Source organism: Stutzerimonas chloritidismutans AW-1, from assembly GCF_000495915.1.
Taxonomy (GTDB): domain Bacteria; phylum Pseudomonadota; class Gammaproteobacteria; order Pseudomonadales; family Pseudomonadaceae; genus Stutzerimonas; species Stutzerimonas chloritidismutans.
In genome coordinates this window covers 1-21714 of sequence record NZ_AOFQ01000054.1, presented here as the reverse complement: position 1 = coordinate 21714, position 21714 = coordinate 1, and the positions used below count along the sequence as shown (strand labels likewise).

20 protein-coding genes are annotated in these 21714 nt (G+C 63.5%); 5 read left to right on the top strand and 15 right to left on the bottom strand.

What is annotated here, in order from left to right; all coding sequences use genetic code 11:
* Window positions 1–29: 29 nt before the first annotated feature.
* The 11 genes from purD to F753_RS41445 all read right to left on the bottom strand — a co-directional run bounded on the left by purD (window position 30) and on the right by F753_RS41445 (window position 11854).
* The gene (purD, locus tag F753_RS41495) at window positions 30–1322 is read right to left on the bottom strand and encodes a phosphoribosylamine--glycine ligase (RefSeq protein ID WP_023446139.1); all 1293 of its coding nucleotides are present in this window, start codon (window positions 1320–1322) and stop codon (window positions 30–32) included.
* Between the two features lie 199 nt (window positions 1323–1521).
* Entirely contained in the window at window positions 1522–3126 is a 1605-nt protein-coding gene (purH, locus tag F753_RS41490) for a bifunctional phosphoribosylaminoimidazolecarboxamide formyltransferase/IMP cyclohydrolase (RefSeq protein ID WP_023446138.1), read from the bottom strand.
* A gap of 76 nt (window positions 3127–3202) precedes the next feature.
* Window positions 3203–3523 (bottom strand): DNA-binding transcriptional regulator Fis, encoded by a 321-nt coding sequence (gene fis / locus F753_RS41485; RefSeq protein ID WP_003279911.1) that lies wholly within the window; start codon window positions 3521–3523, stop codon window positions 3203–3205.
* The gene (gene dusB / locus F753_RS41480) at window positions 3520–4533 is read right to left on the bottom strand and encodes a tRNA dihydrouridine synthase DusB (protein ID WP_023446137.1); all 1014 of its coding nucleotides are present in this window, start codon (window positions 4531–4533) and stop codon (window positions 3520–3522) included. Before dusB ends, fis begins: the two co-directional genes overlap by 4 nt.
* A 201-nt stretch (window positions 4534–4734) precedes the next feature.
* Window positions 4735–5979 (bottom strand): DUF3426 domain-containing protein, encoded by a 1245-nt coding sequence (locus F753_RS41475; RefSeq protein WP_023446136.1) that lies wholly within the window; start codon window positions 5977–5979, stop codon window positions 4735–4737.
* A gap of 109 nt (window positions 5980–6088) precedes the next feature.
* Window positions 6089–6970, bottom strand: coding sequence for a 50S ribosomal protein L11 methyltransferase (prmA, locus tag F753_RS41470; protein WP_023446135.1), 882 nt, complete (start codon window positions 6968–6970; stop codon window positions 6089–6091).
* Window positions 6971–7115: 145 nt separating this feature from the next.
* Complete coding sequence (gene accC, locus F753_RS41465; protein WP_015275919.1) at window positions 7116–8465, bottom strand: acetyl-CoA carboxylase biotin carboxylase subunit; 1350 nt, start codon at window positions 8463–8465, stop codon at window positions 7116–7118.
* 17 nt (window positions 8466–8482) lie between these two features.
* Window positions 8483–8941, bottom strand: coding sequence for an acetyl-CoA carboxylase biotin carboxyl carrier protein (gene accB / locus F753_RS41460; protein WP_023446134.1), 459 nt, complete (start codon window positions 8939–8941; stop codon window positions 8483–8485).
* A 75-nt stretch (window positions 8942–9016) separates the two neighbouring features.
* On the bottom strand, window positions 9017–9460 hold the full coding sequence (gene aroQ, locus F753_RS41455) for a type II 3-dehydroquinate dehydratase (RefSeq protein ID WP_023446133.1): 444 nt from the start codon (window positions 9458–9460) through the stop codon (window positions 9017–9019).
* Between the two features lie 209 nt (window positions 9461–9669).
* Window positions 9670–11487, bottom strand: coding sequence for a protein-disulfide reductase DsbD (locus F753_RS41450; RefSeq protein ID WP_023446132.1), 1818 nt, complete (start codon window positions 11485–11487; stop codon window positions 9670–9672).
* Between the two features lie 31 nt (window positions 11488–11518).
* The gene (locus tag F753_RS41445) at window positions 11519–11854 is read right to left on the bottom strand and encodes a Rieske (2Fe-2S) protein (protein ID WP_023446131.1); all 336 of its coding nucleotides are present in this window, start codon (window positions 11852–11854) and stop codon (window positions 11519–11521) included.
* A gap of 133 nt (window positions 11855–11987) precedes the next feature.
* Between F753_RS41445 and F753_RS41440 the strand changes: the two genes are divergently transcribed.
* The 3 genes from F753_RS41440 to F753_RS41430 are packed head-to-tail and all read left to right on the top strand — an operon-like array spanning window position 11988 to window position 14688.
* Complete coding sequence (locus F753_RS41440; RefSeq protein ID WP_023446130.1) at window positions 11988–13025, top strand: FecCD family ABC transporter permease; 1038 nt, start codon at window positions 11988–11990, stop codon at window positions 13023–13025.
* On the top strand, window positions 13025–13792 hold the full coding sequence (locus tag F753_RS41435; RefSeq protein ID WP_023446129.1) for a heme ABC transporter ATP-binding protein: 768 nt from the start codon (window positions 13025–13027) through the stop codon (window positions 13790–13792). The genes F753_RS41440 and F753_RS41435 overlap by 1 nt, the downstream gene beginning before the upstream one ends.
* 11 nt (window positions 13793–13803) lie before the next feature.
* Window positions 13804–14688 carry a ChaN family lipoprotein gene (locus F753_RS41430; RefSeq protein ID WP_023446128.1) on the top strand — a complete coding sequence of 295 codons (885 nt, stop codon included), beginning with the start codon at window positions 13804–13806 and terminating at the stop codon, window positions 14686–14688.
* Window positions 14689–14897: 209 nt separating this feature from the next.
* Here the strand turns inward: F753_RS41430 and F753_RS41425 are convergent, their stop codons facing one another.
* From F753_RS41425 to F753_RS41410, 4 genes are all read right to left on the bottom strand, one after another.
* A complete protein-coding gene (locus F753_RS41425) occupies window positions 14898–15695 on the bottom strand; it encodes a Crp/Fnr family transcriptional regulator (protein ID WP_023446127.1) in 798 nt (265 codons plus the stop codon).
* 111 nt (window positions 15696–15806) lie between these two features.
* A complete protein-coding gene (locus F753_RS41420; protein ID WP_014819277.1) occupies window positions 15807–16070 on the bottom strand; it encodes a TfoX/Sxy family protein in 264 nt (87 codons plus the stop codon).
* A gap of 18 nt (window positions 16071–16088) precedes the next feature.
* Window positions 16089–16874 (bottom strand): class I SAM-dependent methyltransferase, encoded by a 786-nt coding sequence (locus F753_RS41415; protein ID WP_023446126.1) that lies wholly within the window; start codon window positions 16872–16874, stop codon window positions 16089–16091.
* A gap of 73 nt (window positions 16875–16947) precedes the next feature.
* Window positions 16948–18510: a bifunctional aminoglycoside phosphotransferase/ATP-binding protein gene (locus F753_RS41410; RefSeq protein WP_031298073.1), complete on the bottom strand. Its 1563-nt coding sequence runs from the start codon at window positions 18508–18510 to the stop codon at window positions 16948–16950.
* Between the two features lie 159 nt (window positions 18511–18669).
* Between F753_RS41410 and mrcB the strand changes: the two genes are divergently transcribed.
* Window positions 18670–20982, top strand: coding sequence for a penicillin-binding protein 1B (gene mrcB / locus F753_RS41405; RefSeq protein WP_031298072.1), 2313 nt, complete (start codon window positions 18670–18672; stop codon window positions 20980–20982).
* 66 nt (window positions 20983–21048) lie between these two features.
* On the top strand, window positions 21049–21714 hold a 666-nt coding region (locus tag F753_RS0125130), incomplete at its 3' end, for a tetratricopeptide repeat protein (protein ID WP_084799394.1).

The window sequence follows — 21714 nt, the reverse complement described above, 5'->3', positions numbered from 1 at the left end:
CCGCACGCATTCCTGGCGCCTGGCTACGCTCAGCTGTCGCGCAGCTCCCGGGAGATGGCGCGATAGCCGATATCTTTGCGATAGAAACAGCCATTCCAGAGGATTTTTTCCGCCAGACGGTATGCCTGCTGCTGCGCCTCGGAGACGGTGCGGCCGATGGCCGTTGCGCAAAGCACGCGGCCACCGGCGGTGACGACCTGGCCCTGGTCGTTCAGAGCGGTACCGGCATGAAACACCTTGCCATCCAGCGCAGCGGCATCGTCCAGCCCTTCGATCACATCGCCCTTGGCGTAATCGCCCGGGTAGCCGCCAGCAGCCAGCACCACGCCGACGGTCGGGCGCGGATCCCAGGTCGCCTCGACCTTGTTCAGCGCCTTGGCCAGCGCGGCTTCGACCAGCAGCACCAGCGAGGATTCGAGGCGCACCATGATCGGCTGGGTTTCCGGGTCGCCGAAGCGGCAGTTGAACTCGATGACCTTCGGCTGGCCAGCCTTGTCGATCATCAGGCCGGCGTAGAGGAAGCCGGTGTAGACGTTGCCTTCGGCAGCCATGCCGCGCACGGTCGGGTAGATCACCTCGTCCATCACGCGCTTATGCACATCGGCGGTGACCACCGGAGCCGGCGAATAGGCGCCCATGCCGCCGGTGTTGGGGCCGCTGTCGCCGTCGCCGACGCGCTTGTGGTCCTGGCTGGTGGCCATCGGCAGCACGTTCTCGCCGTCGACCATGACGATAAAGCTGGCCTCTTCGCCATCCAGGAATTCTTCAATGACTACGCGCGCGCCGGCGTCGCCGAAGGCGTTGCCGGACAGCATGTCGCGCACCGCTTCCTCGGCTTCGGCCAGGGTCATGGCGACGATCACGCCTTTGCCGGCGGCCAGGCCGTCAGCCTTGATGACGATCGGAGCGCCTTTTTCACGCAGGTAGGCCAATGCCGGCTCGACTTCGGTGAAGTTCTGGTAGTCGGCAGTGGGAATCGCGTGGCGGGCCAGGAAGTCCTTGGTGAACGCCTTGGAGCCTTCCAGCTGCGCGGCCGCAGCGGTTGGGCCGAAGATGTCCAGGCTGCGCGAGCGGAACAGATCGACCACGCCTTTGACCAGCGGCGCCTCGGGGCCGACGATGGTCAGTTGTACGTTGGCGGCGGCGAAATCCGCCAGTTGCTCGATGGCCAGTACGTCGATGGCGACGTTCTCGCACTTGGCTTCAGTGGCGGTGCCGGCGTTGCCAGGGGCGACGAAGACCTTGGCAACGCGTGGATCCTGCGCCACTTTCCAGGCCAGGGCGTGCTCGCGGCCGCCGCTGCCGATGATCAGTACGTTCATTGCTGTCTCCCAATGGAGGCGGGCGGGTCGCCCGCTTGGTGGATAAGCGAAGCGTTATCCACCCTACGAATACCGAGGTCGCGATCGGGCTGGTAGATGCAAGGCGCCCGACTCTTCACCCGGCGGAGTTGCCTTCTGGCAATGAGCATGGGGGAAGAGTCGGGCAACACCGCAGATGCCTGTCCGAGTGCGGCCGATTTTAGTGGCGGAAGTGGCGCATGCCGGTGAACACCATGGCAATGCCGGCTTCGTCAGCCGCGGCGATCACTTCGTTGTCACGCATCGAGCCGCCCGGCTGGATCACCGCGGTGATGCCGGCCTTGGCCGCATTGTCGATGCCATCGCGGAACGGGAAGAAGGCGTCCGAGGCCATTACCGCACCCGGAACCGGCAGGCCGGCATGTTCGGCCTTGATCGCGGCGATGCGCGCGGAGTTGACGCGGCTCATCTGGCCGGCACCAACGCCGACGGTCTGGCGGTTCTTGGCGTAGACGATGGCGTTAGACTTGACGAACTTGGCCACTTTCCAGGCGAAGATCAGGTCATGGATTTCCTGCTCGGTCGGCGCGCGCTGGGTGACGATCTTCAGGTCTGCTTCGGTGATCATGCCGATGTCGCGGCTCTGGATCAGCAGGCCGCCGTTGACGCGCTTGTAGTCCCAGCCCGGGCTACGCTCGGCCGGCCATTCGCCGCACTCGAGCAGGCGTACGTTGGCTTTGCTGGCGACGACGTCGCGCGCGGCTTGAGAGACCCTGGGTGCGATGATCACCTCGACGAACTGACGCTCGACGATGGCCTGGGCGGTTTCGCCGTCCAGCTCGCGGTTGAAGGCGATGATGCCGCCGAACGCCGACTCGCTGTCGGTGGCGTAGGCCAGATCGTAGGCCTTGCGGATGCCGCCTTCATCTTCCGGTACCACGGCGACGCCGCAGGGGTTGGCATGCTTGACGATCACGCAGGCAGGCTTGGTGAAGCTCTTCACGCACTCCAGCGCGGCGTCGGTGTCGGCCACGTTGTTGAACGACAGCTCCTTGCCCTGCAGTTGCTTGGCAGTGGCGACGCAGGCTTCGTCCGGCTTTTCGACATAGAAGGCGGCCTGCTGGTGCGGGTTCTCGCCGTAGCGCATGTCCTGCGCCTTGATGAACTGCATGTTGTAGGTGCGCGGAAACAGGCTGCGATTTTCGGTGCTGAGCTGCTCGGTGCTCTGGTCGATGCCGCCCAGGTAGTTGGCGATCATGCCGTCGTAGCCGGCGGTGTGCTCGAACGCCTTGAGCGCCAGGTCGAAGCGCTGGGCGTAGGTCAGCCCGCCGTTCTTCAAGTTGTCGACCACTGCCGCGTAGTCCCCGGCATTGACCACGATGGCGACGTCCTTGTGGTTCTTCGCCGCGCTGCGGACCATGGTCGGGCCGCCGATGTCGATGTTCTCGATGGCGTCCGGCAGGGTGCATCCGGGCTTGGCCACCGTGGCTGCGAACGGATAGAGGTTGACCGCCACCAGATCGATCGGGGCAATGCCGTGCTCGGCCATCACCGCGCCGTCCAGGTCGCGGCGGCCGAGGATGCCGCCGTGAATCTTCGGGTGCAGAGTTTTCACCCGGCCGTCCATCATCTCCGGGAAGCCGGTGTAGTCGGCCACTTCGACAGCAGCAATGCCGTTGTCACGCAGCAGCTTGAAGGTGCCGCCGGTGGAGAGGATCTCGACACCGAGGGCTTCGAGGTCGCGGGCGAAGTCGACGACGCCGGTCTTGTCGGACACGCTGATCAGCGCGCGGCGCACGGGAAGGCGGGTGGTTTGGTCGGTCATTGACGTTTCCTAGAGGCTACAGGCTTGAGTCCGCGAAGCAGGCAGGTGCGGACAGCCGCGCCTGCCAGCTGCCGCGTCAGAGCAGGTCGTACTGTTTGAGTTTCTTGCGCAGGGTGCCGCGGTTCAGGCCCAGCAGCTCGGAAGCCTTGGTCTGGTTACCCTTGACGTAGTGCATCACGGTTTCCAGCAACGGCGCTTCCACTTCGGAGAGTACGAGGTTGTAAACGTCCGTGACGTCTGCACCTTCGAGGCGGGCGAAATAATTGTGCAGCGCTTTCTCGACGCTGCCTCGCAGCGTCTGCCCCGCTTCGCTCGGCGTGTTCAGGTGCTGCTTGAGGTTCACGTTGTCACTCACGGATGTTGTTCCACTTACCAATGTTTCATTCAACAGCGTCATGCGGCCACCTCTGTTCCATCCACCGAGCCAGGCCCTGAGCGTTGTTCGGCAAAGAACTGCTGAATGCTGAAGGCCTGTGCATCCCTGTCTTCCAGATGATTGAAACGGGCGCGGAAGTCCCGCGCGCCCGGCAGTGTTGCGAGATACCAGCCCGCGTGCTTGCGGGCGATACGGACTCCCATCACCTCGCCATAGAATTCATGCAGCGCCTGCACATGCTCCAGCAGGGTGCTTTCAACTTCGTCCAGCGTCGGCGCCGCGAGCAGCTCGCCGGTGCGCAGATAATGCTCCACTTCGCGAAAGATCCACGGGCGACCCTGCGCCGCACGTCCGATCAACAGGCCGTCCGCTCCGGTTGCCTGTAGTATCTGGGCCGCCTTGTGCGGCGAATCGATATCGCCATTGGCGAACACCGGAATCGCCACTGCCTGCTTGATGGCGGCGATGGTGTCGTACTCGGCTTCGCCGGTGTACAGGTCGGCGCGGGTGCGGCCGTGAACGGCAAGTGCTGCGATGCCCGATTGCTCGGCGATACGCGCGACGGTCAGGCCGTTCTTGTTCTGCCGATCCCAGCCGGTGCGAATCTTCAACGTCACCGGAACGGTCACGGCACCGACCACGGCTTCGAGGATATCCGCGACCAGCTTCTCGTCACGCATCAACGCCGAGCCGGCGGCCTTGTTGCAGACCTTCTTCGCCGGGCAGCCCATGTTGATGTCGATGATCTGCGCCCCCAGCTCCACATTGCGCTGCGCCGCCTCGGCCAGCATCTGCGGGTCGCCACCGGCGATTTGCACGGAGCGGGGCTCGGGCTCGTCCGCATGGGGAATGCGCAGACGAGATTTGCGACTGTTCCACAGACGCACATCGCTGGTGAGCATTTCCGAGACCACCAGGGCCGCGCCGAAGCGGCGGCACAACTGGCGGAACGGCTGATCGGTCACGCCGGCCATGGGCGCGAGGATCAATCGATTGGTCAAGGTGTAAGGGCCGATGCGTACCGCTGACATGAAGATTCCCTGCTTGGGGCCTGCTTGTTAGGTAGATCGGGACTGCAAAAAAGGGTGGGCATAATACCCGCTACGCATGACGGGTTAAAGGCTGTTTTGAACAAATTCTGAACAGTGGTCGCCTTATCGCCGGGAGTTTGGACGCGCCCACCGCTCGCGCGATGAGCGCCGGCGGCGGCAGTCTGAACTGCAAGCTCGTCGCTATTTGGGCGAATGGAAACTCAGGCTGTAATTAACTGCCTTTGCTCCTGGGTCGAGGATATCCAGGGCGATATGGATGGGAACCTGCGGTGGCATCTGGGCCTGTCCTGCCAGTTCTCCAGAAAGATATTCGCTGGGCTTGAAGCTGCGGCTGGCGATCAGTTTGCCGTTGAGGTCGGCAAAGCGGATTTCCAATAGCGGAAACGGCTGTGCAAAGGCCGCGCGGTTGTAGAGGATCGCGTCGACGACCAGCGCGCCGGTGAACTCGGGATGGCTGCGCACCACCAGGTTGCTGCTCTTGATCTGGCCAATGTCGACCAGGGCCGGCAGTTCGCAGCCAACGGTCGGGCAGATACGCTCGAACCAGCTGCGATACTGCTGCTGCCTCGACAGCTCATCGTAGTTGTAGGCAACGTACTGGGCACCCAGCGCAAGCAGTGCCAACAGGTTCAGTACGCTCCAGCCGAGCCAGCGTCCCCAGGGTTTCTTCGCTTCCTGCCAGTCCAGTTGCAGTGGCTCATCGTCGAGCTCGAACAGCGGCTCGTCGCGCAGGTCGGGCTCGCGGCGTGTCGCTGCAGAATCTACGGCAGGGGCGAGCTGTTCGGAAGCCGATGGCCTTGCCAGTTCAGGTTCGACCCTTTCGTCGTGCGCCTGCTGGGCCTCGGCGATCGCGAGCGGCGTGGGACTGGCTGCCAATGGGCTCAGCGGTTGCGGAGACTCCGAGGTGACCGGGGTGAAGCTGACCACCTCATCGCTCGGGCTCGCCGGCGACTGCGTGACGCCTTGTTCGGCGCTCAGCAGGATCTCGGCCCAGCTTTCGTCCTGCGTGGAGGATATCTCCGGTAGCGGATCGCGAGGCCTGGTTGCCCCGTCGCCGTTGGCTTCGAGGCTGAGCAGGTCGCGAGATAATTCGCGCTCCTGCCGCTCCAGTTTGGCCAGCTCTTCGTCCAGGTCGAGGCTGTCCAGGTCCAGGTCATCGTGAATCCACAGCGTTTCATCGGCCTTGGCGGTTGGCGCCGGCATGGTAGCCCTGGGATGCTCGGTAGCCTGCGTCTGGATCGACTTGTCGAGGGGAGTTGTCAGTGGTTGCGTTGGGTCCAGCTCATCGCGCAGCAGATGATGGGCGGCGTTGAAGACTTCCATGCAGGCGCCGCAACGCACTGCGCCGCGGGCCGCGCGCAACTGGCTGCGGGCGACGCGAAAGCGGGTGCTGCAGTTGGGGCACTGGGTGATGAAGCTGGTCATGCGTCTTTCCGCGCGAAGGTGCCGGCTAGTCTAGCGTATGCCAGTCGCGCAGCGGCAGGGGCTGCGGCGCCTGTTGTGCAAGTGTGCGGGCGAGGTCGCAAGGCGCTGCTCAGGCACGTCGGACGCCGCTGATGCGTACCCAGCCATCTTTGTCGGCGGTTGGATCGAGCTCGAATGCATCGCTGTAGGCGGCGCGTACCTCTTCGGCCTGTTCGGCGAGGATGCCGGACAGTGCCAGGCGGCCGCCGGGCTTGACCAGTGAGGTGATGCGCGGCGCCAGCGAAACCAGCGGGCCGGCAAGGATGTTGGCGACCACCACGTCGGCAGCCTTTTCCGGCAGCTGTTCAGGCAGGTGGAGCGCGAAACGCTCTGCGGCGATGCCGTTGCGCTCGGCGTTGTCGCGTGAAGCGTCCAGCGCCTGGGTATCGATGTCGGTGCCGACGGCATGCTCGGCGCCCAGCAACAGGCCGGCGATCGCCAGGATGCCCGAGCCGCAGCCGAAATCCAGCAGGGACTGGCCCTGCAGAGGCTGGGCATCCAGCCACTCGAGACAAAGTGCGGTAGTGGGGTGGGTGCCGGTACCGAACGCCAGGCCAGGATCCAGCAGCAGGTTGACCGCGTCGGGCTCCGGCGCCGCGTGCCAGCTGGGGACGATCCACAGGCGGCGGCCGAAGCGCATCGGCTGGAAGTTGTCCATCCAGCTGCGCTCCCAGTCCTGGTCTTCGATCACTTCGATCTGATGCTCGGGCAGCTCGCCGCCGCGCAGCAGCTGCAGGTGGGCGAGCAGGGAGTCCGAGTCGGTGTCGGCTTCGAACAATGCCAGCAGGTGCGTGTGCGACCACAGCGGAGTGGTGTTGAGATCCGGCTCGAAGATAGGCTGATCCTCGGCGTCCATGAAGGTCACGGAAACCGCGCCCAGATCCAGCAGCTGGTCTTCCAGCGCTTCGGCCTGATCGGGGGTGATGGCGAGTCGGATCTGCAGCCAGGACATGGAAGCCTCTCGAATGGGGTCGCGGTAAAAGCCGGCAAGCTTACTGGAGGGGGCGTGTTGCGGCCAGCGTGGGCTCGATTCGCGCCTGGCAGAAACGACAGAGGCCGCCCGAAGGCAGCCTCTGTAGTACAGCGCCGAGCGGGGCTCAGTGCTTGTCCATACCCAGTTTCTTCTCCAGGTAATGGATGTTCACGCCGCCCTTGCAGAAGCCGGGGTCGCGCACCAGATCGCGGTGCAGCGGGGCGTTGGTCTTGATGCCATCGACGATCAGCTCGTCCAGTGCGTTGCGCATGCGGCCCATGGCCTCGTCGCGGTTTGCGCCGAAGGTGATCAGCTTGCCGATCAGCGAGTCGTAGTGCGGTGGAACCGAGTAGCCGTCGTACAGGTGCGAGTCGACGCGCACACCGTTGCCGCCTGGAGCGTGGAAGTGCTTCACCTTGCCCGGGCTGGGCATGAAGGTGCGCGGATCTTCGGCATTGATGCGGCACTCCACGGCATGGCCGCGGATGACCACATCTTCCTGCTTGATCGACAGCTTCTGGCCACCACCGATCAGCAGCATCTCCTTGACGATGTCGATGCCGGTGACCATCTCGGTAACCGGATGTTCGACCTGAACGCGCGTGTTCATCTCGATGAAGTAGAAGTTGCCGTCTTCATAGAGAAACTCGAACGTGCCGGCGCCGCGGTAGCCGATGTCGATGCACGCCTTGACGCAGCGGGCCTGGACCTTGCGGCGGGCTTCTTCATCGATCAGCGGGGCTGGGGCTTCCTCGATCACCTTCTGGTGACGGCGCTGCAGCGAGCAGTCGCGGTCGCCAAGGTGGATGGCGTTGCCCTGGCCGTCGGCCAGCACCTGGATTTCCACGTGGCGTGGGTTGGTGAGGAATTTCTCGAGGTAGACCATCGGGTTGCCGAAGGCTGCGCCGGCTTCATTGCGGGTCAGCTTGGCCGAGGCGATCAGATCCTCTTCCTTGTGCACCACGCGCATGCCGCGACCACCACCGCCACCGGCGGCCTTGATGATCACCGGGTAGCCCACCTCGCGGGCGATGCGCAGCGCTTCCTTCTCGTCTTCCGGCAGTGGGCCGTCAGAACCCGGAACGGTCGGCACGCCGGCCTGCTTCATCGCGTCCTTGGCCGATACCTTGTCGCCCATAAGGCGAATGACGTCGGCGGTTGGGCCGATGAAGGTAAACCCGGACTTCTCCACCTGTTCGGCGAAGTCGGCGTTCTCGGCGAGGAAGCCGTAGCCGGGATGGATGCCGTCGGCGCCGGTGACTTCGGCAGCGGCGATCAGCGCCGGGATGCTCAGGTAGGACTTGGCAGAGGCGGCCGGGCCGATGCAGACGGACTCGTCGGCCAGCGACACGTGCATCAGGTCACGGTCTGCAGTGGAGTGCACAGCCACGGTCTTGATGCCCAGTTCCTTGCATGCGCGCAGAACTCGAAGGGCTATCTCGCCGCGGTTGGCGATCAGTACTTTTTCCAACATCGCTGGCTCTCCGCGGTTCAAACGATGGTGAACAGCGGCTGGTCGTATTCGACCGGCTGACCATTCTCCACCAGGATGGATTCGATGGTGCCGCTGATCTCGGCCTCGATGTGGTTCATCATCTTCATGGCTTCGACGATGCAGAGGATGTCGCCCTTCTTGACGCTCTGGCCGACTTCGACGAACGCCTTGGATTCCGGCGAGGACGCACGGTAGAAGGTGCCGACCATCGGCGAGCGGACCACATTGCCGTTCAGCTTGGGCGCGGCCGGGGCAGCGTCGGCAGCCGGGGCGGCAGCAGCTACCGGAGCAGGAGCCGGTGCAGCCGGAGCCTGAGCGTAGATCGGCTGCTGCATCGCTACCTGCTTGCTGTGGCGGCTGATGCGTACCGACTCTTCACCCTCGTGGATCTCCAGTTCGTCGATACCGGACTCTTCCAGCAGTTCGATCAGCTTTTTGACTTTGCGAATATCCATGAAGCATTGACTCCCAGGTAAGTTCAAAGGGCATTGCTGCTCGCTTCTTCAAGGCTCGGCATGTGCACGAGCCCCTCAGGAAGCAGCGAGTTGTTCCAGGGCGGCCTCCAAGGCCAGTCGGTAGCCGCTGGCGCCAAGGCCGCAGATCACACCCACCGCGATATCGGAAAAGTAGGAGTGATGGCGGAAAGGTTCACGCTTGTGCACGTTGGACAGGTGCACTTCGATGAATGGGATGCTCACGGCCAGCAACGCGTCACGTAATGCGACGCTGGTATGCGTGAATGCCGCGGGATTGATCAGGATGAAATCGACGCCTTCGCTGCGCGCGGCATGGATGCGCTCGATCAGTTCGTACTCGGCGTTGGATTGCAGATGCAGCAGATGATGTCCGCGATCTCGGGCACGCTGCTCCAGATCCTGATTGATCTGCGCCAGCGTCACTTCGCCGTAGACGCCCGGCTCGCGGGTGCCGAGCATGTTCAGATTCGGCCCGTGGAGGACCAGAAGCGTGGCCATCGGTATTCCTTGTTTTTCTGTATGCGCTGATCAGTCGAGGTGGCTGGTCGCGAGAAGGGAAAAACTATGCCCCAAGCAGGGTATGACTGTCCAGTCATGTCGCGATCGAAGGAAATGCCCGCATTATGTCTGAAGATTGCCGCAATGATTCATTGGGCTGAGGATCGTCGGCTTGTCATGGATCGATCCCGCGAAAATGCGTACGTGAGCTAGAGCAGAGGTGCCGCGCGATCCAGACGCTCGCTGAAACCGGGAGCGTCTATCTCGCCGACTACGCGTACTTCGGACATCTCATTGCCACGCCGATCGAAGAACAGGATGGCCGGGGGGCCGAACAGTTTGTAGCGGTCCAGCAGGCTGCGTTGGGCGGCGTTGCTTTCGGTGATGTCGAAGCGGATCAGACGATAGTCGGTCAGCCGCGGTGCCACCTGTGGGTTGGCGAACACCTCGCGTTCGATCACCTTGCAGCTGATGCACCAGTCGGCGTACCAGTCGAGCATCAGCGGTTGGCCGGCGGCGCGGGCGGCGGCCAGTTGGGTATCGAGCTCGGCCGGCGTGGAAATGGTGTGCCAGCCTTCACTGGTCATGCTGCCCGGCGCTGATCCGGCTACGGAGGTTGGCAACGGCCGAAGTGGATCGGAGCCGCCCTGTAGCGCCCCGATCCACGCGGTCAGCGCGTAGACCAGCAATACCAGTCCCATCAGCTGCGCGAGCTTCTGCCTGGGCGTCTTGCTGGTGAATTCCAGAGTCCCGAGAAATACGGCGCTGCCGGCCGCGAGCAGGCCCCACGCCGCCAGAGCAAGCGGACCGGGCAGTACGCGCTCGAGCATCCAGACTGCGACGGCAAGCAGCAGTACGCCGAATACGTTGCGCACGCTGATCATCCATGGGCCGCTCTTGGGCAGTAGCGCGCCACCGCCGGTGGCGAACAGCACCAGCGGTGCGCCCATACCCAGGCCCAGGGCGAACAGCTTCAGGCCACCGCCTAGCGCATCGCCGCTGGCACTGATGTACAGCAGTGCGCCGGCCAGCGGAGCGGAAACACAAGGCGATACCAGCAGACTGGACACGGCACCGAGCAGCGCCGCTCCGGTAAACGAGCCGCCGCGTGCGTTGCCGGCAAGACGGTCGAGTCGACTGCTGAGTGCCTGTGGTAGGCGCAGCTCGAACAGCCCGAACATGGCCAGGGCGAAGGCGACGAAGAATAATGCGAAGGGTACAAGAACCCAGGGTGATTGCAGGCGCGCCTGCAGATTCAGCTCGGCGCCGAATACGCCCATGAGCGCGCCGAGCAGGGCGAAGCCGCCAGCCATTGGCAGTACGTAGGCCAGCGACAGCAGGAAGCTGCGCATTCCGCCGGGCTGGTCGCGCAGCACGACGCCGGTGAGAATCGGCAGCATCGGCAGCACGCAGGGGGTGAAGGTCAGGCCCAGACCGGCGAGGAAGAATAGCGCGATGGAGCGCCAGGAGAGGTCGCGTTCGCTGGCCTGCTGGCTGGTTGGCTCTTCGGTGGTCGCTCCGCTGGGGGCGCCAGCAACGTCGCCGATGGGGAGCGATTCGGTTTCCGGCGGGTAGCACAGGCCTTTATCGGCACAGCCCTGGTAGGAGACCTGCAGGACGAAGGGGCGGTTGTCCGGGTTCGTCAGCGGTAGCTCGACATCGACAGTGCCGTAATAGGCTTCGATCTCACCGAAATAGTCATCGACCTTGGGCACGCCGGCGGGCAGCTTCGGCTCACCGATCACGACACCTGACTGGTCGGTCTTGAAGGCGAAACGATGACGGTAGAGGTAGTAGCCCTCCGCTGCGACGAAACGCAGGGTGATCTGTTCAGGCGTAGCTTCAACGAGACTCAGTCGAAAGGCTTCGCGTACCGGCAGGAAATCGCTGCTGTTGTTCAGCGCACCGCCAAGACTGGCGCTGGGCTTGTTGTCGAACAGGCCGGCGTGGGCAGGAAGCACGAATAGCAGGAGCAGCAGACTCAGCAGGCGAAGCATGGCGATCTCACGGTAAAGCTGTGGCGGCATGATAACCAAGCCCGACGCCCGGCGCCCGTGCTCAATTGTCGCTCTGCCGATCAGTTTGCAACCAGATGCTGTCCTTGTCCTCGACTGCATCCAGCTGGCGCAGCGTCTGGCCGTCGCAGGGGCCGGCCACGCACTCACCGGATTCGATGAGAAACAGCGCGCCGTGAGTGGCGCATTGCAGCAGGCTGCCACTGTCGTCGAGGAACTGGTCGGGACGCCACTCCAGCGGAACGCCGCGGTGTGGGCAACGGTTCTCGTACAGGTATGTCCGGCCATCCCGGCGAACGGCGATCACTTTCAGCTCCCCGACCGTGAAGCCGCGGCTCTGCCCTTCGAGAAGCTCGGATGTCGCGCACAATCTGATCATCGGGTCCTCCACCATAAGCTGGAATTATCCCGCAGCCGGCGAGGAAGTGCAGTCGGATAATTTTTGCCGGGCTGGCGGCTGCGGCGGCGGGCTCTTATCCTTCGCCGCACATACCGCTTGGCAAAGCAATCCGATGGGTAGTCCGGTTCCTGTGCGCTTTCTGTTCTTCGTACTCGGCTTGTTGTTGCTGGTCGCGATCTGGTTGTCGCTGGCGCTGGGACCGCTGAGCCTGGCGCTGGGCGACAGTCTGGCTGCGGCGCTGCGCTTGGTAGGCGTGCCGATCGAAGCGTCCGGGCTCGAGCAGGCCGAGCTGATTCTTGCGCAGATCCGCCTGCCGCGGACCTTGCTGGGCTGCGCCGCCGGGGCAGTACTGGCGCTTTGCGGGGTGGCGATGCAGGGGCTGTTCCGCAACCCGCTGGCCGATCCAGGGCTGGTCGGGGTTTCCAGCGGTGCTGCGCTGGGTGCGGCGGTCGCCATAGTCGGTAGCACATTCATTCCGGCGTTGCCTGCGGGGTGGGAGCCCTACCTGCTGTCGGTCTTCGCCTTCGTTGGCGGGCTGGGCGTGACCTTGCTGGTTTACCGACTCGGCCGGCGCGACGGGCAGACCCACGTCGGCACGATGCTGCTGGCCGGCATTGCGCTGACCGCGCTGGCCGGTGCAGTGGTTGGGTTGTTCAGTTATCTGGCCGACGACAGAACGTTGCGCTCGCTGACCTTCTGGAATCTCGGCAGTCTGAACGGCGCCAGTTATGCACGGCTATGGCCGCTGCTGCTGATCACCATCGCCGTCGCACTGTGGCTGCCGCGGCGGGCGAAAGCCCTGAATGCGTTGTTGCTCGGCGAATCGGAAGCGCGTCATCTCGGTTTCGATGTGGAGCGGATCAAGCGTGAACTGGTGGTCTGCACGGCGCTGGGTGTCGGCGCAGCGGTGGCTGCTACCGGTCTGATCGGCTTTATCGGATTGGTGGTTCCGCACCTGATGCGCCTGTTGGTCGGTCCCGATCACCGCTTACTGCTACCAGCTTCGGCACTTGCTGGCGGCAGCTTGCTGCTGCTTGCCGATGTCGCCGCGCGGCTGGTGATAGCGCCGGCGGAGCTGCCGATCGGCATTGTCACTGCGTTGCTCGGCGCACCCTTCTTCCTTTATCTGCTGTTGCGGGAGCGCCTCTGATGCTGGTGGGCCGCGATCTGACCGTGCGCCGTGGCGCGATAACGGCGCTGCAGGATGTTTCCCTCGAGCTGCGCCCAGGGCAGGTGTTCGGCGTGCTCGGCCCGAACGGTGCGGGCAAGAGCACGCTGCTGGCGACATTGTCCGGCGAACTCAGGCCATCCATGGGGCAGGTCTTGCTGCAAGGGCGTGCGCTTGGCGGCTGGGCGGATGTCGAGCGCGCGCGCTGCCTGGCCGTGTTGCCGCAGAGTTCGACGCTCAGCTTTGCCTTCCGCGTGGCGGATGTGGTTGCCATGGGGCGCCTGCCTCATCGCACCGGACGCGACGCCGATGCCGCCATCGTTGCAGCGGCGCTTGCTGCGGCAGACGCGCAGCACCTTGCAACGCGCAGCTACCTTGAGCTGTCCGGTGGCGAACGTCAGCGCGTGCACCTCGCCCGGGTGCTGGCGCAGCTGTGGCCGGCCGCGGCAGGACAGGTGCTGATGCTCGACGAGCCTACGTCGATGCTCGATCCTTCGCACCAGCACAGTATTCTCAAGGCGGTCAGGACCTTTGCCGCGCAAGGCGCCGCCGCGCTGGTGATCCTGCACGATCTGAATCTGGCAGCGCGCTACTGTGATCGGTTACTGCTGCTAAAGGACGGCCGGCCAATCGTGGCAGGGCCACCCGATGAAGTGCTGCGAGCCGAGCCGCTGCGAGCGGTATTCGGTCTGGATGTGCTGGTTCAGCGGCATCCGGAACTCGGTCACCCACTGATCATTGCCCGTTGAGGAGGTTCATCGTGCGCATTCTTGCGTTGCTTGTGCTGGGTTTGCTGACGGGATGCCATTCGCTACCGCCGCTGCCTGAGTGGCAAAGTCCAGAAGGACGTGAGCATCCGGACCTCGGTCTGATCATCGATCTGCGCAGCGACACGGTACTTACGCCAGCGCAGCTGGTGGCGGACCTGCAGACGTACGATCGGTTGCTGGTTGGTGAACGGCACGACAATCCGGATCACCACGCGCTGCAGCTCTGGTTGCTGCGGGCGCTGGCCGAAGAGCGTCGCCAAGGCAGCCTGTTGCTGGAAATGCTCGAGCCCGAACAGCAGGCGCTAGTCGATGAAGTGCGGCGCGAGGTGGGTGAGGGCCGAGCGCCAGCCGATCTTCCTGAGGCGCTGGGTTGGCAGAAGGGCTGGGATTGGGGTCAGTACGGGCCGCTGGTTTCACACGCGCTTGCGCAACCATATCCATTGCTGCATGCCAATCTCGGGCGCGACGAAATCATGTCGATCTATCGTGCCGCACCGTCATTGCAGGGACGCAAATCCGCGGCCGCGGCGGTGAGCGAGGCGTTGCTGGCGCAGATCGAGGTCTCTCACTGCGGGATGCTGCCGGCATCCCAGCTGCCGGCGATGCTGGCGGTGCAGCAACAGCGTGATCGACGCATGGCCGAGCGAGTGCTCGCCGCAGCCGAGCCAACCATGCTCCTGGCCGGCGCGTTCCATGTGCGACGAGACCTGGGTGTGCCGCTGCATATCGAAGATATTTCCGGGAAGCCAGTCGGGGTGTTGATGCTTGCCGAAGTGGGCGAGGCAGTAAGCGCGGCGCAGGCCGACTACGTCTGGTACACCCCGGCTCAGCCTGGGCAGGATCATTGCGAACAACTTCGCAAGCATGCCAAGTAGGTGGGGCGAAGATATCTGCAGGCAAAAAAAAGACCCGGCAGAGCCGGGTCAAAACCGTGATTAGCCTGATGAGGAGATAACCTGAAGGATCGACTGCCTGAGCCTTCAGCTATCGGCTGACCTCGCGATCAGTTGCGATAATAATAACAATTCTCATTTCTGCGTCAACAGGCTTTCGTAAATAAATTTGTGCGTCTCGACCACCTGTTTCAGATGGCGACATTGACGCGCAGGTGGGTGACTTCCTTGTTCAGCAGGTCGATGCGCCGCGCCATGCTTTCAATGAGGCTGTGAGCGATGCGGGGATTGCTTTGCGTCAGACCGAGAAACTGCTCTTTGGGAATGACCATTACCGTGCAAGGCTCGCTAGCCACCACCGTTGCGCTGCGCCGCTCGCGGGTGAAAACCGCCATGGCGCCGAAAATCTCGTCCTTCTGCACGTCGCCCACTTTCTGTCCGTCGACGATCGCATCCGCATGACCTTCAATAATGATGAAGACGTTGTCCGCTTCGTCGCCCTGGCGAATCAGTTCTTCACCGACAACGAAATGCTTGAAGCCGGTCGAAGGGCGAATCTCCGGTTGTTTGAGTCGTGCAAGTGCATCGCCAAGCAACGCGGTATGGCCAATCAGGTACTGGGTGAATAGCTCCTGCCGATGTTCGTCAGCATGAATGTGCTGAAACGCGGCGTTGCGCGAGTAGGGAATCAGGCTGATGGGCTCGTCACTGCAGTAGCGGCATGCCGGCAGGGCGCCGGACTGGCGCAAGCCAACCAGATCGCCCTCCTGAAGATAGAACAGCGCCTTGCCGTCGATCAGCGCATGCAGTAGCCCGGTCTCGATGATGAAAAGTTGCTGTGCCGGCAGCTCGGCGCACAGATCGTCGGTGTGCTTGAGTTCAAGGTTGGGGCCTGAGGGCTGCAAGCCTTCGAGCAATTGGGTGGGGATGGTTTGCAGGCGGTTGATCAGGCGATCGGCGTAGGCCGGTTGCTCCCCGAGTAAATACATGTCGGTAATCCTTGAACGAACGGGCAGACGATTGGCAGGGTCACGTCGGCGCACAATAGGCTCGAGCGAGGGCCTGAGTAAATCTCGCCGAGCAGAGGTTGTGAGCTAGCTCTAGTTGTCGCGATCGGCGCCCAGATTCCGATTCAGCTCTTCCTTCAGCGGGATCGGCAGCTGCTGCCACGGGACATCTCTCAACGCCCCCTCGATGGCATACAGCAGAACCTTCGAAGCCCCGAAGCCGCGTGCCTTCACAGCGCGATAGGAGCTCACCGCGCCCAATCGTCGGAGGTCCGCAGCGGTGTGGATTCCCGATGCATGCAGCCATTGCACCGAGGTCTTGCCGAGATTGCGGAGCGAAAGCAGTTCGTCGTGCATGGCGGCGTCCTTGCGGTGCTAGCGGTTGGGGAAGCCTGTCAGAAAGTGTAGCGGCCAGCGGATAAGCCTCCGCTGACCTGCCTGGCCCCATGCAGACGTCAATTGGGGCTCGATTGATGTGATGGGGTCGCGACCATGCCGCTGCTGCCATTGCTTCACGGCAGACCAGGTGCGCAGATAGCCCATCAGTTCGCGGAGATCCCAGTGCGCTTCGAGGGCGAAGGGCGGCGGTTCGATACGTGGAAAGGGAGGCTGGATATCACGGTAACCGGCATCGACGCTGCTGCGACCAGCTGGCCAGCAACCGGCGAGTGTTTCGTAGTAGAGCCTGTGGATGATCGCGTCCACTGCGGCCGATATCTCCAGCAGGCTGTAGCACCAGGCGCAGAACAGGCCGTTCGGCTTCAGTGCGCGCCGCGCCTGATTAAAGAATGCCGGCGTGGCGAACCAGTGCAGGGCTTGTGCGACTACCAGCAGATCGAGCTGTCCGCTGCGCAATGGCAGATGCTCCGCATCGGCGACGAAACGCTGCACGTTTAACCAGGTGTCGCCAGCCGCGAGCTGTTCGGCGCTCGCGTCGCAGGCCAGGACCCGATGGAAGTGTCGTGTCAGCGGGATGCTCGCTTGCCCGTTGCCGGCCGCAAGGTCGAGCGCGGTGTCGGTGGCCGCGCATTGGCTGGCGAGCCAGTTGAACAGCGCCTCGGGGTAGGTCGGGCGGAAGCGTGCGTAGTCGGTGGAGCGGCTGGAGAACAGCTGGATGCTGTCACTGGCCGGCTTTGGCGCGGGTGATTCGCTGGCAGACATAGCGGTGTTCCACGATTGGAATACCGGGAGTATAGAAGCACCGCCGCACTCTGCTGGCGGCGGTGCCTGGCGGTCAGAGGCCGGGCAGGTGCTGACGGATACTGGCGACCAGCTCGTCGAGGCTGCCGGCGTCCTGGGTGTCGACCCGACGGCTATGCAGTCGCTCGCTCTCGTTCAGCGCCTCGCGGCTGGCCTGCTGGGCATGCACTACCTCCATGGTCGCGTCGGATGGGTCAAGCCCCTCGGCCTGGCGTTGCGCCAGCCACTGCGCGATCACCGCATCCGGCGCCTGGCAATCGAGTATCAGGAAGGGCACGCCAGTGGTCTCGGCCGCCTGCCAGGCATCCTGGCGCTGCTGCTGCTTCAGGTATGCCGCGTCGATCACCACGGAAAAGCCAGCCTGCAGCGCAGTCGTTGCCAGCTGGTGCAGCCGCTTGTAGGTCTCATCGCTGGCCTGCTGGCTGTAGATGCCGGCATCGAGGTGGCCCTGCTGGGCTTCGGGCTGCTCGCCATGCAGGCGCTTGCGTTCGATATCCGAACGCAGGCGTATCGCGCCAAGGGCCTCGACCAGGCGTAGTGCAACGTGGCTCTTGCCTACGGCGGACACGCCGTGGGTGATGGCGAGGAAGCGCGAGGGAATGGCGCTGTAGCTTTCGGCCAGATTCGCGTAGCTGCGGTACTGCCGTACGATCACCTTGCGTTGCACCGCGTCCTGCTCCTGATACAGACGGAACAGGCTGACCTTGGCGCGGACCAGTGCGCGATAGGCCTTGTACAGATTCAGCAGCGCCAGCGCTGCGTAGTCGCCGGTGTGCTCCAGCCAGCCATTGATGAACCTGCGCGCCTGGCACTTCAGGCCACGATCCTCGAGGTCCATGGCCAGGAAGGCTGCGTCCGAAGCCACATCGATCAGGCGGAACGGCTCGTTGAACTCGATGCAGTCGAACAGCACCACCTTGCCATCGATCAATGTGGCATTGCCCAGGTGAAGATCGCCGTGACATTCGCGGACGAAACCTTCCTGGCAGCGCTGGTCGAGCAGCGGACGCAGGCGCTCGATACTGGTTTCGGTCCATTCCTCGAGCGCATCCAGCTGGCGGAGATCTTCGGCTTCGCTGAGCAACGGGCGAATCTGTTCGAAGTTCTGCCGCATCGGCGCAACGATCGCATCGGCACTGCTCAGTGCATGACCGGCAGGCACCTGCGGGGTGCCCTGGTGGAAGCGGGCGATCTGCTCGGCAAGGGCGTCAATGTGCGCGTCCGTCAACTCGCCGCGCGCCTGCAGTTCGGCCAGTAGCTGGGTTTGTGGGAACTCGCGCATCTTCAGCGCATATTCGAAGGGCTCGCCTGTACCATCGATCTCCGGTGCATCCGGCGATCCGCTGATGGGAACGACTTCGAGATACAGATCCGGCGCCATGCGCTGATTGAGCCGTAACTCTTCTTCGCAGAAATGCTTGCGCGAGGCGAGGTCGGTGAAGTTGAGAAAGCCGAAGTCCACTGGCTTCTTGATCTTGTAGGCAAAGGTGCCGGTGAGGATGACCCAGGAAATGTGGGTCTCGATTACCCGAAAGCCCTCGCTGGGATGCGGGTACAGGGCAGGATTCTGCAGGGCGGCGATCAATGCTTGGCTCACGGTCATTCCTTGTTGAAGTTCTTGAACGGGGCGTGCGAGTCCACTGCGAAGCAGTCCACACAGTCGAAAAGTCGCAGGCATTATGGCCGCTGTGCGTTGCGCTGCAAACCGCTGAGAGGCCGTCGGTCCGCGCCTGCAAAGTGCGTATAATGCGCCGCCATGACTAAATCTCGCTCCCCCCGTACACGCTCCAGACGCCGCTCCGCTGGCGCTCGCCCCTGGTTGGGCTGGGCGGTCAAACTGTCCATTGTCGGCCTGGTGATCCTGGCCGGTTTCGCCATTTATCTCGATGCCGTGGTGCAGGAGAAATTCTCCGGCAAGCGCTGGACGATTCCGGCCAAGGTCTATGCACGACCGCTGGAGTTGTTCGTCGGGCAGAAGCTCGATAAGACCGATTTTCTCGCCGAGCTGGATGCGTTGGGCTATCGCCGCGAAAAGGCTGTCAGCGGTCCGGGTGGCGCGTCGGTGGCTGGTAATGACATCGAACTGCACACCCGCGGCTTCCAGTTCTACGAAGGTGCCGAACAGTCGCAGCGGCTGCGAGTACGCTTCTCTGGCGATTTCGTCGCCGGCCTCAGCGCTGCCAATGGCGGCTCGCTACCGGTGGCGCGGCTGGAGCCGGTGTTGATCGGTGGGCTGTACCCCGCGCACAACGAGGATCGCATCCTGATCAAGCTCGATCAGGTGCCGCCGTATCTGGTGGAAACGCTGGTCGCCGTGGAGGATCGGGAGTTCTTCAATCACTTCGGTGTATCGCCCAAGTCCATTGCCCGCGCCGTCTGGGTCAACCTTACTGCAGGCCAGGTTCGCCAAGGGGGCAGTACGCTGACCCAGCAGCTGGTGAAGAACTTCTACCTGACCAACGAGCGCAGCCTTAGCCGTAAGGCCACCGAGGCGATGATGGCGGTGCTGCTGGAGCTGCACTACGACAAGGAAGACATTCTCGAAGCCTACCTGAACGAAGTGTTTCTCGGTCAGGACGGTCGCCGTGCCATTCACGGCTTCGGTCTGGCGAGCCAGTACTTCTTCGGCCAGCCGCTGGCCGAGTTGAAGTTGCCGCAGGTGGCATTGCTGGTCGGCATGGTGAAAGGGCCTACCTACTACAACCCTCGACGCAATCCCGAGCGGGCGTTGGAGCGGCGCAACCTGGTTCTCGACCTGCTCGCCGAGCAGCAGGCGGTCAGCGCCGAGGACATAGCAAAAGCCAAGCAGGCACCGCTGGGCGTGACCCAGCGTGGCAGCATGGCCGACAGCTCCTATCCGGCCTTCCTCGACTTGGTCAAGCGTCAGCTGCGTGAGGACTATCGGGACGAGGACCTCACCGAAGAAGGTCTGCGTGTCTTCACCAGTTTCGATCCGGTGATCCAGCTCAAGGCCGAGCAGGCCATGAGCGAAACCCTCAAGCGTCTCGGCAAGAGCACCGAAGGCGTCGAAGGCGCAATGATCGTGACCAATCCTGAGACCGGTGAAATTCAGGCCCTGCTCGGTAGTCGCCAGCCGGGTTTCGCGGGGTTCAATCGCGCGCTCGATGCGTCACGGCCGATCGGCTCGCTGATCAAGCCGGCCATCTACCTGGCTGCCCTGGAAAAGCCCAGCCAGTACACGCTGACCAGTCTGCTCGAAGACGAGCCCTTCTCGGTCAAGGGCGCCGACGGGCAGATCTGGAAGCCGCAGAACTATGGGCGTCAGGCTTATGGCACGGTTTACCTGTATCAGGCACTCGCCAATTCCTACAATCTGTCCACGGCGCGGCTCGGGCTCGACCTGGGTGTGCCGAATGTACTGAAGACGCTTGTGCGGCTGGGTGCATCGCCACAGTGGCCAGCGTATCCGTCGATGCTGCTCGGAGCGGGCGGTTTGCGGCCGATCGAAGTTGCCGATATGTATCAGACCCTGGCCAACGGTGGCTTCAACACTCCGTTGCGTGGCATTCGCAGCGTGCTGACCGCGGACGGTGAGCCACTCAAGCGGTATCCGTTCCAGATTCAGCAGCGCTTTGATCCGGGTGCCATCTACCTGACTCAGTACGCCATGCAGCGTGCCATGCGCGAAGGAACGGGTCGTTCTGCCTACAACCGTCTGCCGCAGTCGCTGAATCTCGCTGGCAAGACCGGTACCACAAACGACTCGCGTGACAGCTGGTTCGCAGGCTTCAGCCAGGATCTGCTGGCAGTGGTCTGGTTGGGTCGTGATGACAATGGCAAAACTTCGCTGACTGGGGCGACCGGCGCGCTGCAGGTGTGGAGCGATTTCATGCGGCGGGCCGATCCGCTGCCTTTGCAGATGCCAGTGCCGGACAACGTGACATATGCCTGGGTGGACGCGCGAAGCGGCCTGGGTACGGATGAGCGTTGCCCCGATGCGGTGCAGATGCCCTATATTCGCGGCAGCGAACCGGCCCCCGGACCTGGCTGCGGCATTCAGGCGCCGGCGGAGTCGGTCATGGATTGGGTGCGTGGCTGGTTGGAGTAACTGCCGCAGAGGTCGCGTGCTTCGTGATTCTACGTTGAGAGGTCTGAATTGGTGAACAAGCAGTGGATGGCCGTTGTTGCAGCGGTGACGCTGGTACAGGGGTGCGCGACAGTGGATCGTGGTTCGATTCCCGTGGTGGACTCAGGCGCTCCCGTTTCCGAGGAGGTGGCGGCTCGCCAGGGATACCGCGCGCCAGCCGCGGTCGCGACGCCAAGGCAGCAGCAGGAGGATTCTGGGGTGGTGGTGATGGTGCCGCAAGGCAGCTCTGCACCGCTTGAGACGTTCGCCGCGCCAGATGCACCCTTTGCCGGGTCGAGTGGAACGACAGGCGGAGATCAGCCTGCGTGGCAGCCGGCATCGTCAATCTCGGCGCCGGCCAGCACGCAGCAGCAACCGAGCATGCCCACCGGTATCCCGTCCTCCGGCAGCAGCAGCGGCCTGGCCGCCGACGAGCAGCTGGATGGCCCTGTGCTCGCGCTGTTGACTACGGCTCAACAGCAGCAGGGCGGTGGTGACCTGAATGGTGCGGCTTCCAGTCTCGAACGTGCGCAGCGTATTGCGCCGCGCGAGCCGCAGGTCCTTTATCGTCTGGCCCAGGTCCGGTTGGCGCAGGGGGATGCCACTCAGGCGGAGCAGCTGTCGCGCCGGGCATTAAGCTATGCCAGCGGGCGCCCGGCGCTGCAGGCCAGCCTCTGGGAGTTGATTGCGCAGGCACGCGAGCGGCGGGGGGGG

Bases quoted from the DNA above. Each gene is read 5' to 3' on its own strand.
- F753_RS41475 (WP_023446136.1), bottom strand. From the start codon at position 5,979: ATGACCAGCTTCATCACCCAGTGCCCCAACTGCAGCACCCGCTTTCGC.
- mrcB (WP_031298072.1), top strand. From the start codon at position 18,670: ATGACTAAATCTCGCTCCCCCCGTACACGCTCCAGACGCCGCTCCGCT.
- F753_RS41450 (WP_023446132.1), bottom strand. From the start codon at position 11,487: ATGCCGCCACAGCTTTACCGTGAGATCGCCATGCTTCGCCTGCTGAGT.
- F753_RS41435 (WP_023446129.1), top strand. From the start codon at position 13,025: ATGCTGGTGGGCCGCGATCTGACCGTGCGCCGTGGCGCGATAACGGCG.
- F753_RS41420 (WP_014819277.1), bottom strand. From the start codon at position 16,070: ATGCACGACGAACTGCTTTCGCTCCGCAATCTCGGCAAGACCTCGGTG.
- aroQ (WP_023446133.1), bottom strand. From the start codon at position 9,460: ATGGCCACGCTTCTGGTCCTCCACGGGCCGAATCTGAACATGCTCGGC.
- accB (WP_023446134.1), bottom strand. From the start codon at position 8,941: ATGGATATTCGCAAAGTCAAAAAGCTGATCGAACTGCTGGAAGAGTCC.
- accC (WP_015275919.1), bottom strand. From the start codon at position 8,465: ATGTTGGAAAAAGTACTGATCGCCAACCGCGGCGAGATAGCCCTTCGA.
- purH (WP_023446138.1), bottom strand. From the start codon at position 3,126: ATGACCGACCAAACCACCCGCCTTCCCGTGCGCCGCGCGCTGATCAGC.
- F753_RS41415 (WP_023446126.1), bottom strand. From the start codon at position 16,874: ATGTCTGCCAGCGAATCACCCGCGCCAAAGCCGGCCAGTGACAGCATC.
- prmA (WP_023446135.1), bottom strand. From the start codon at position 6,970: ATGTCCTGGCTGCAGATCCGACTCGCCATCACCCCCGATCAGGCCGAA.
- fis (WP_003279911.1), bottom strand. From the start codon at position 3,523: ATGACGCTGTTGAATGAAACATTGGTAAGTGGAACAACATCCGTGAGT.
- F753_RS41440 (WP_023446130.1), top strand. From the start codon at position 11,988: ATGGGTAGTCCGGTTCCTGTGCGCTTTCTGTTCTTCGTACTCGGCTTG.
- F753_RS41445 (WP_023446131.1), bottom strand. From the start codon at position 11,854: ATGATCAGATTGTGCGCGACATCCGAGCTTCTCGAAGGGCAGAGCCGC.
- purD (WP_023446139.1), bottom strand. From the start codon at position 1,322: ATGAACGTACTGATCATCGGCAGCGGCGGCCGCGAGCACGCCCTGGCC.
- dusB (WP_023446137.1), bottom strand. From the start codon at position 4,533: ATGTCAGCGGTACGCATCGGCCCTTACACCTTGACCAATCGATTGATC.
- F753_RS41425 (WP_023446127.1), bottom strand. From the start codon at position 15,695: ATGTATTTACTCGGGGAGCAACCGGCCTACGCCGATCGCCTGATCAAC.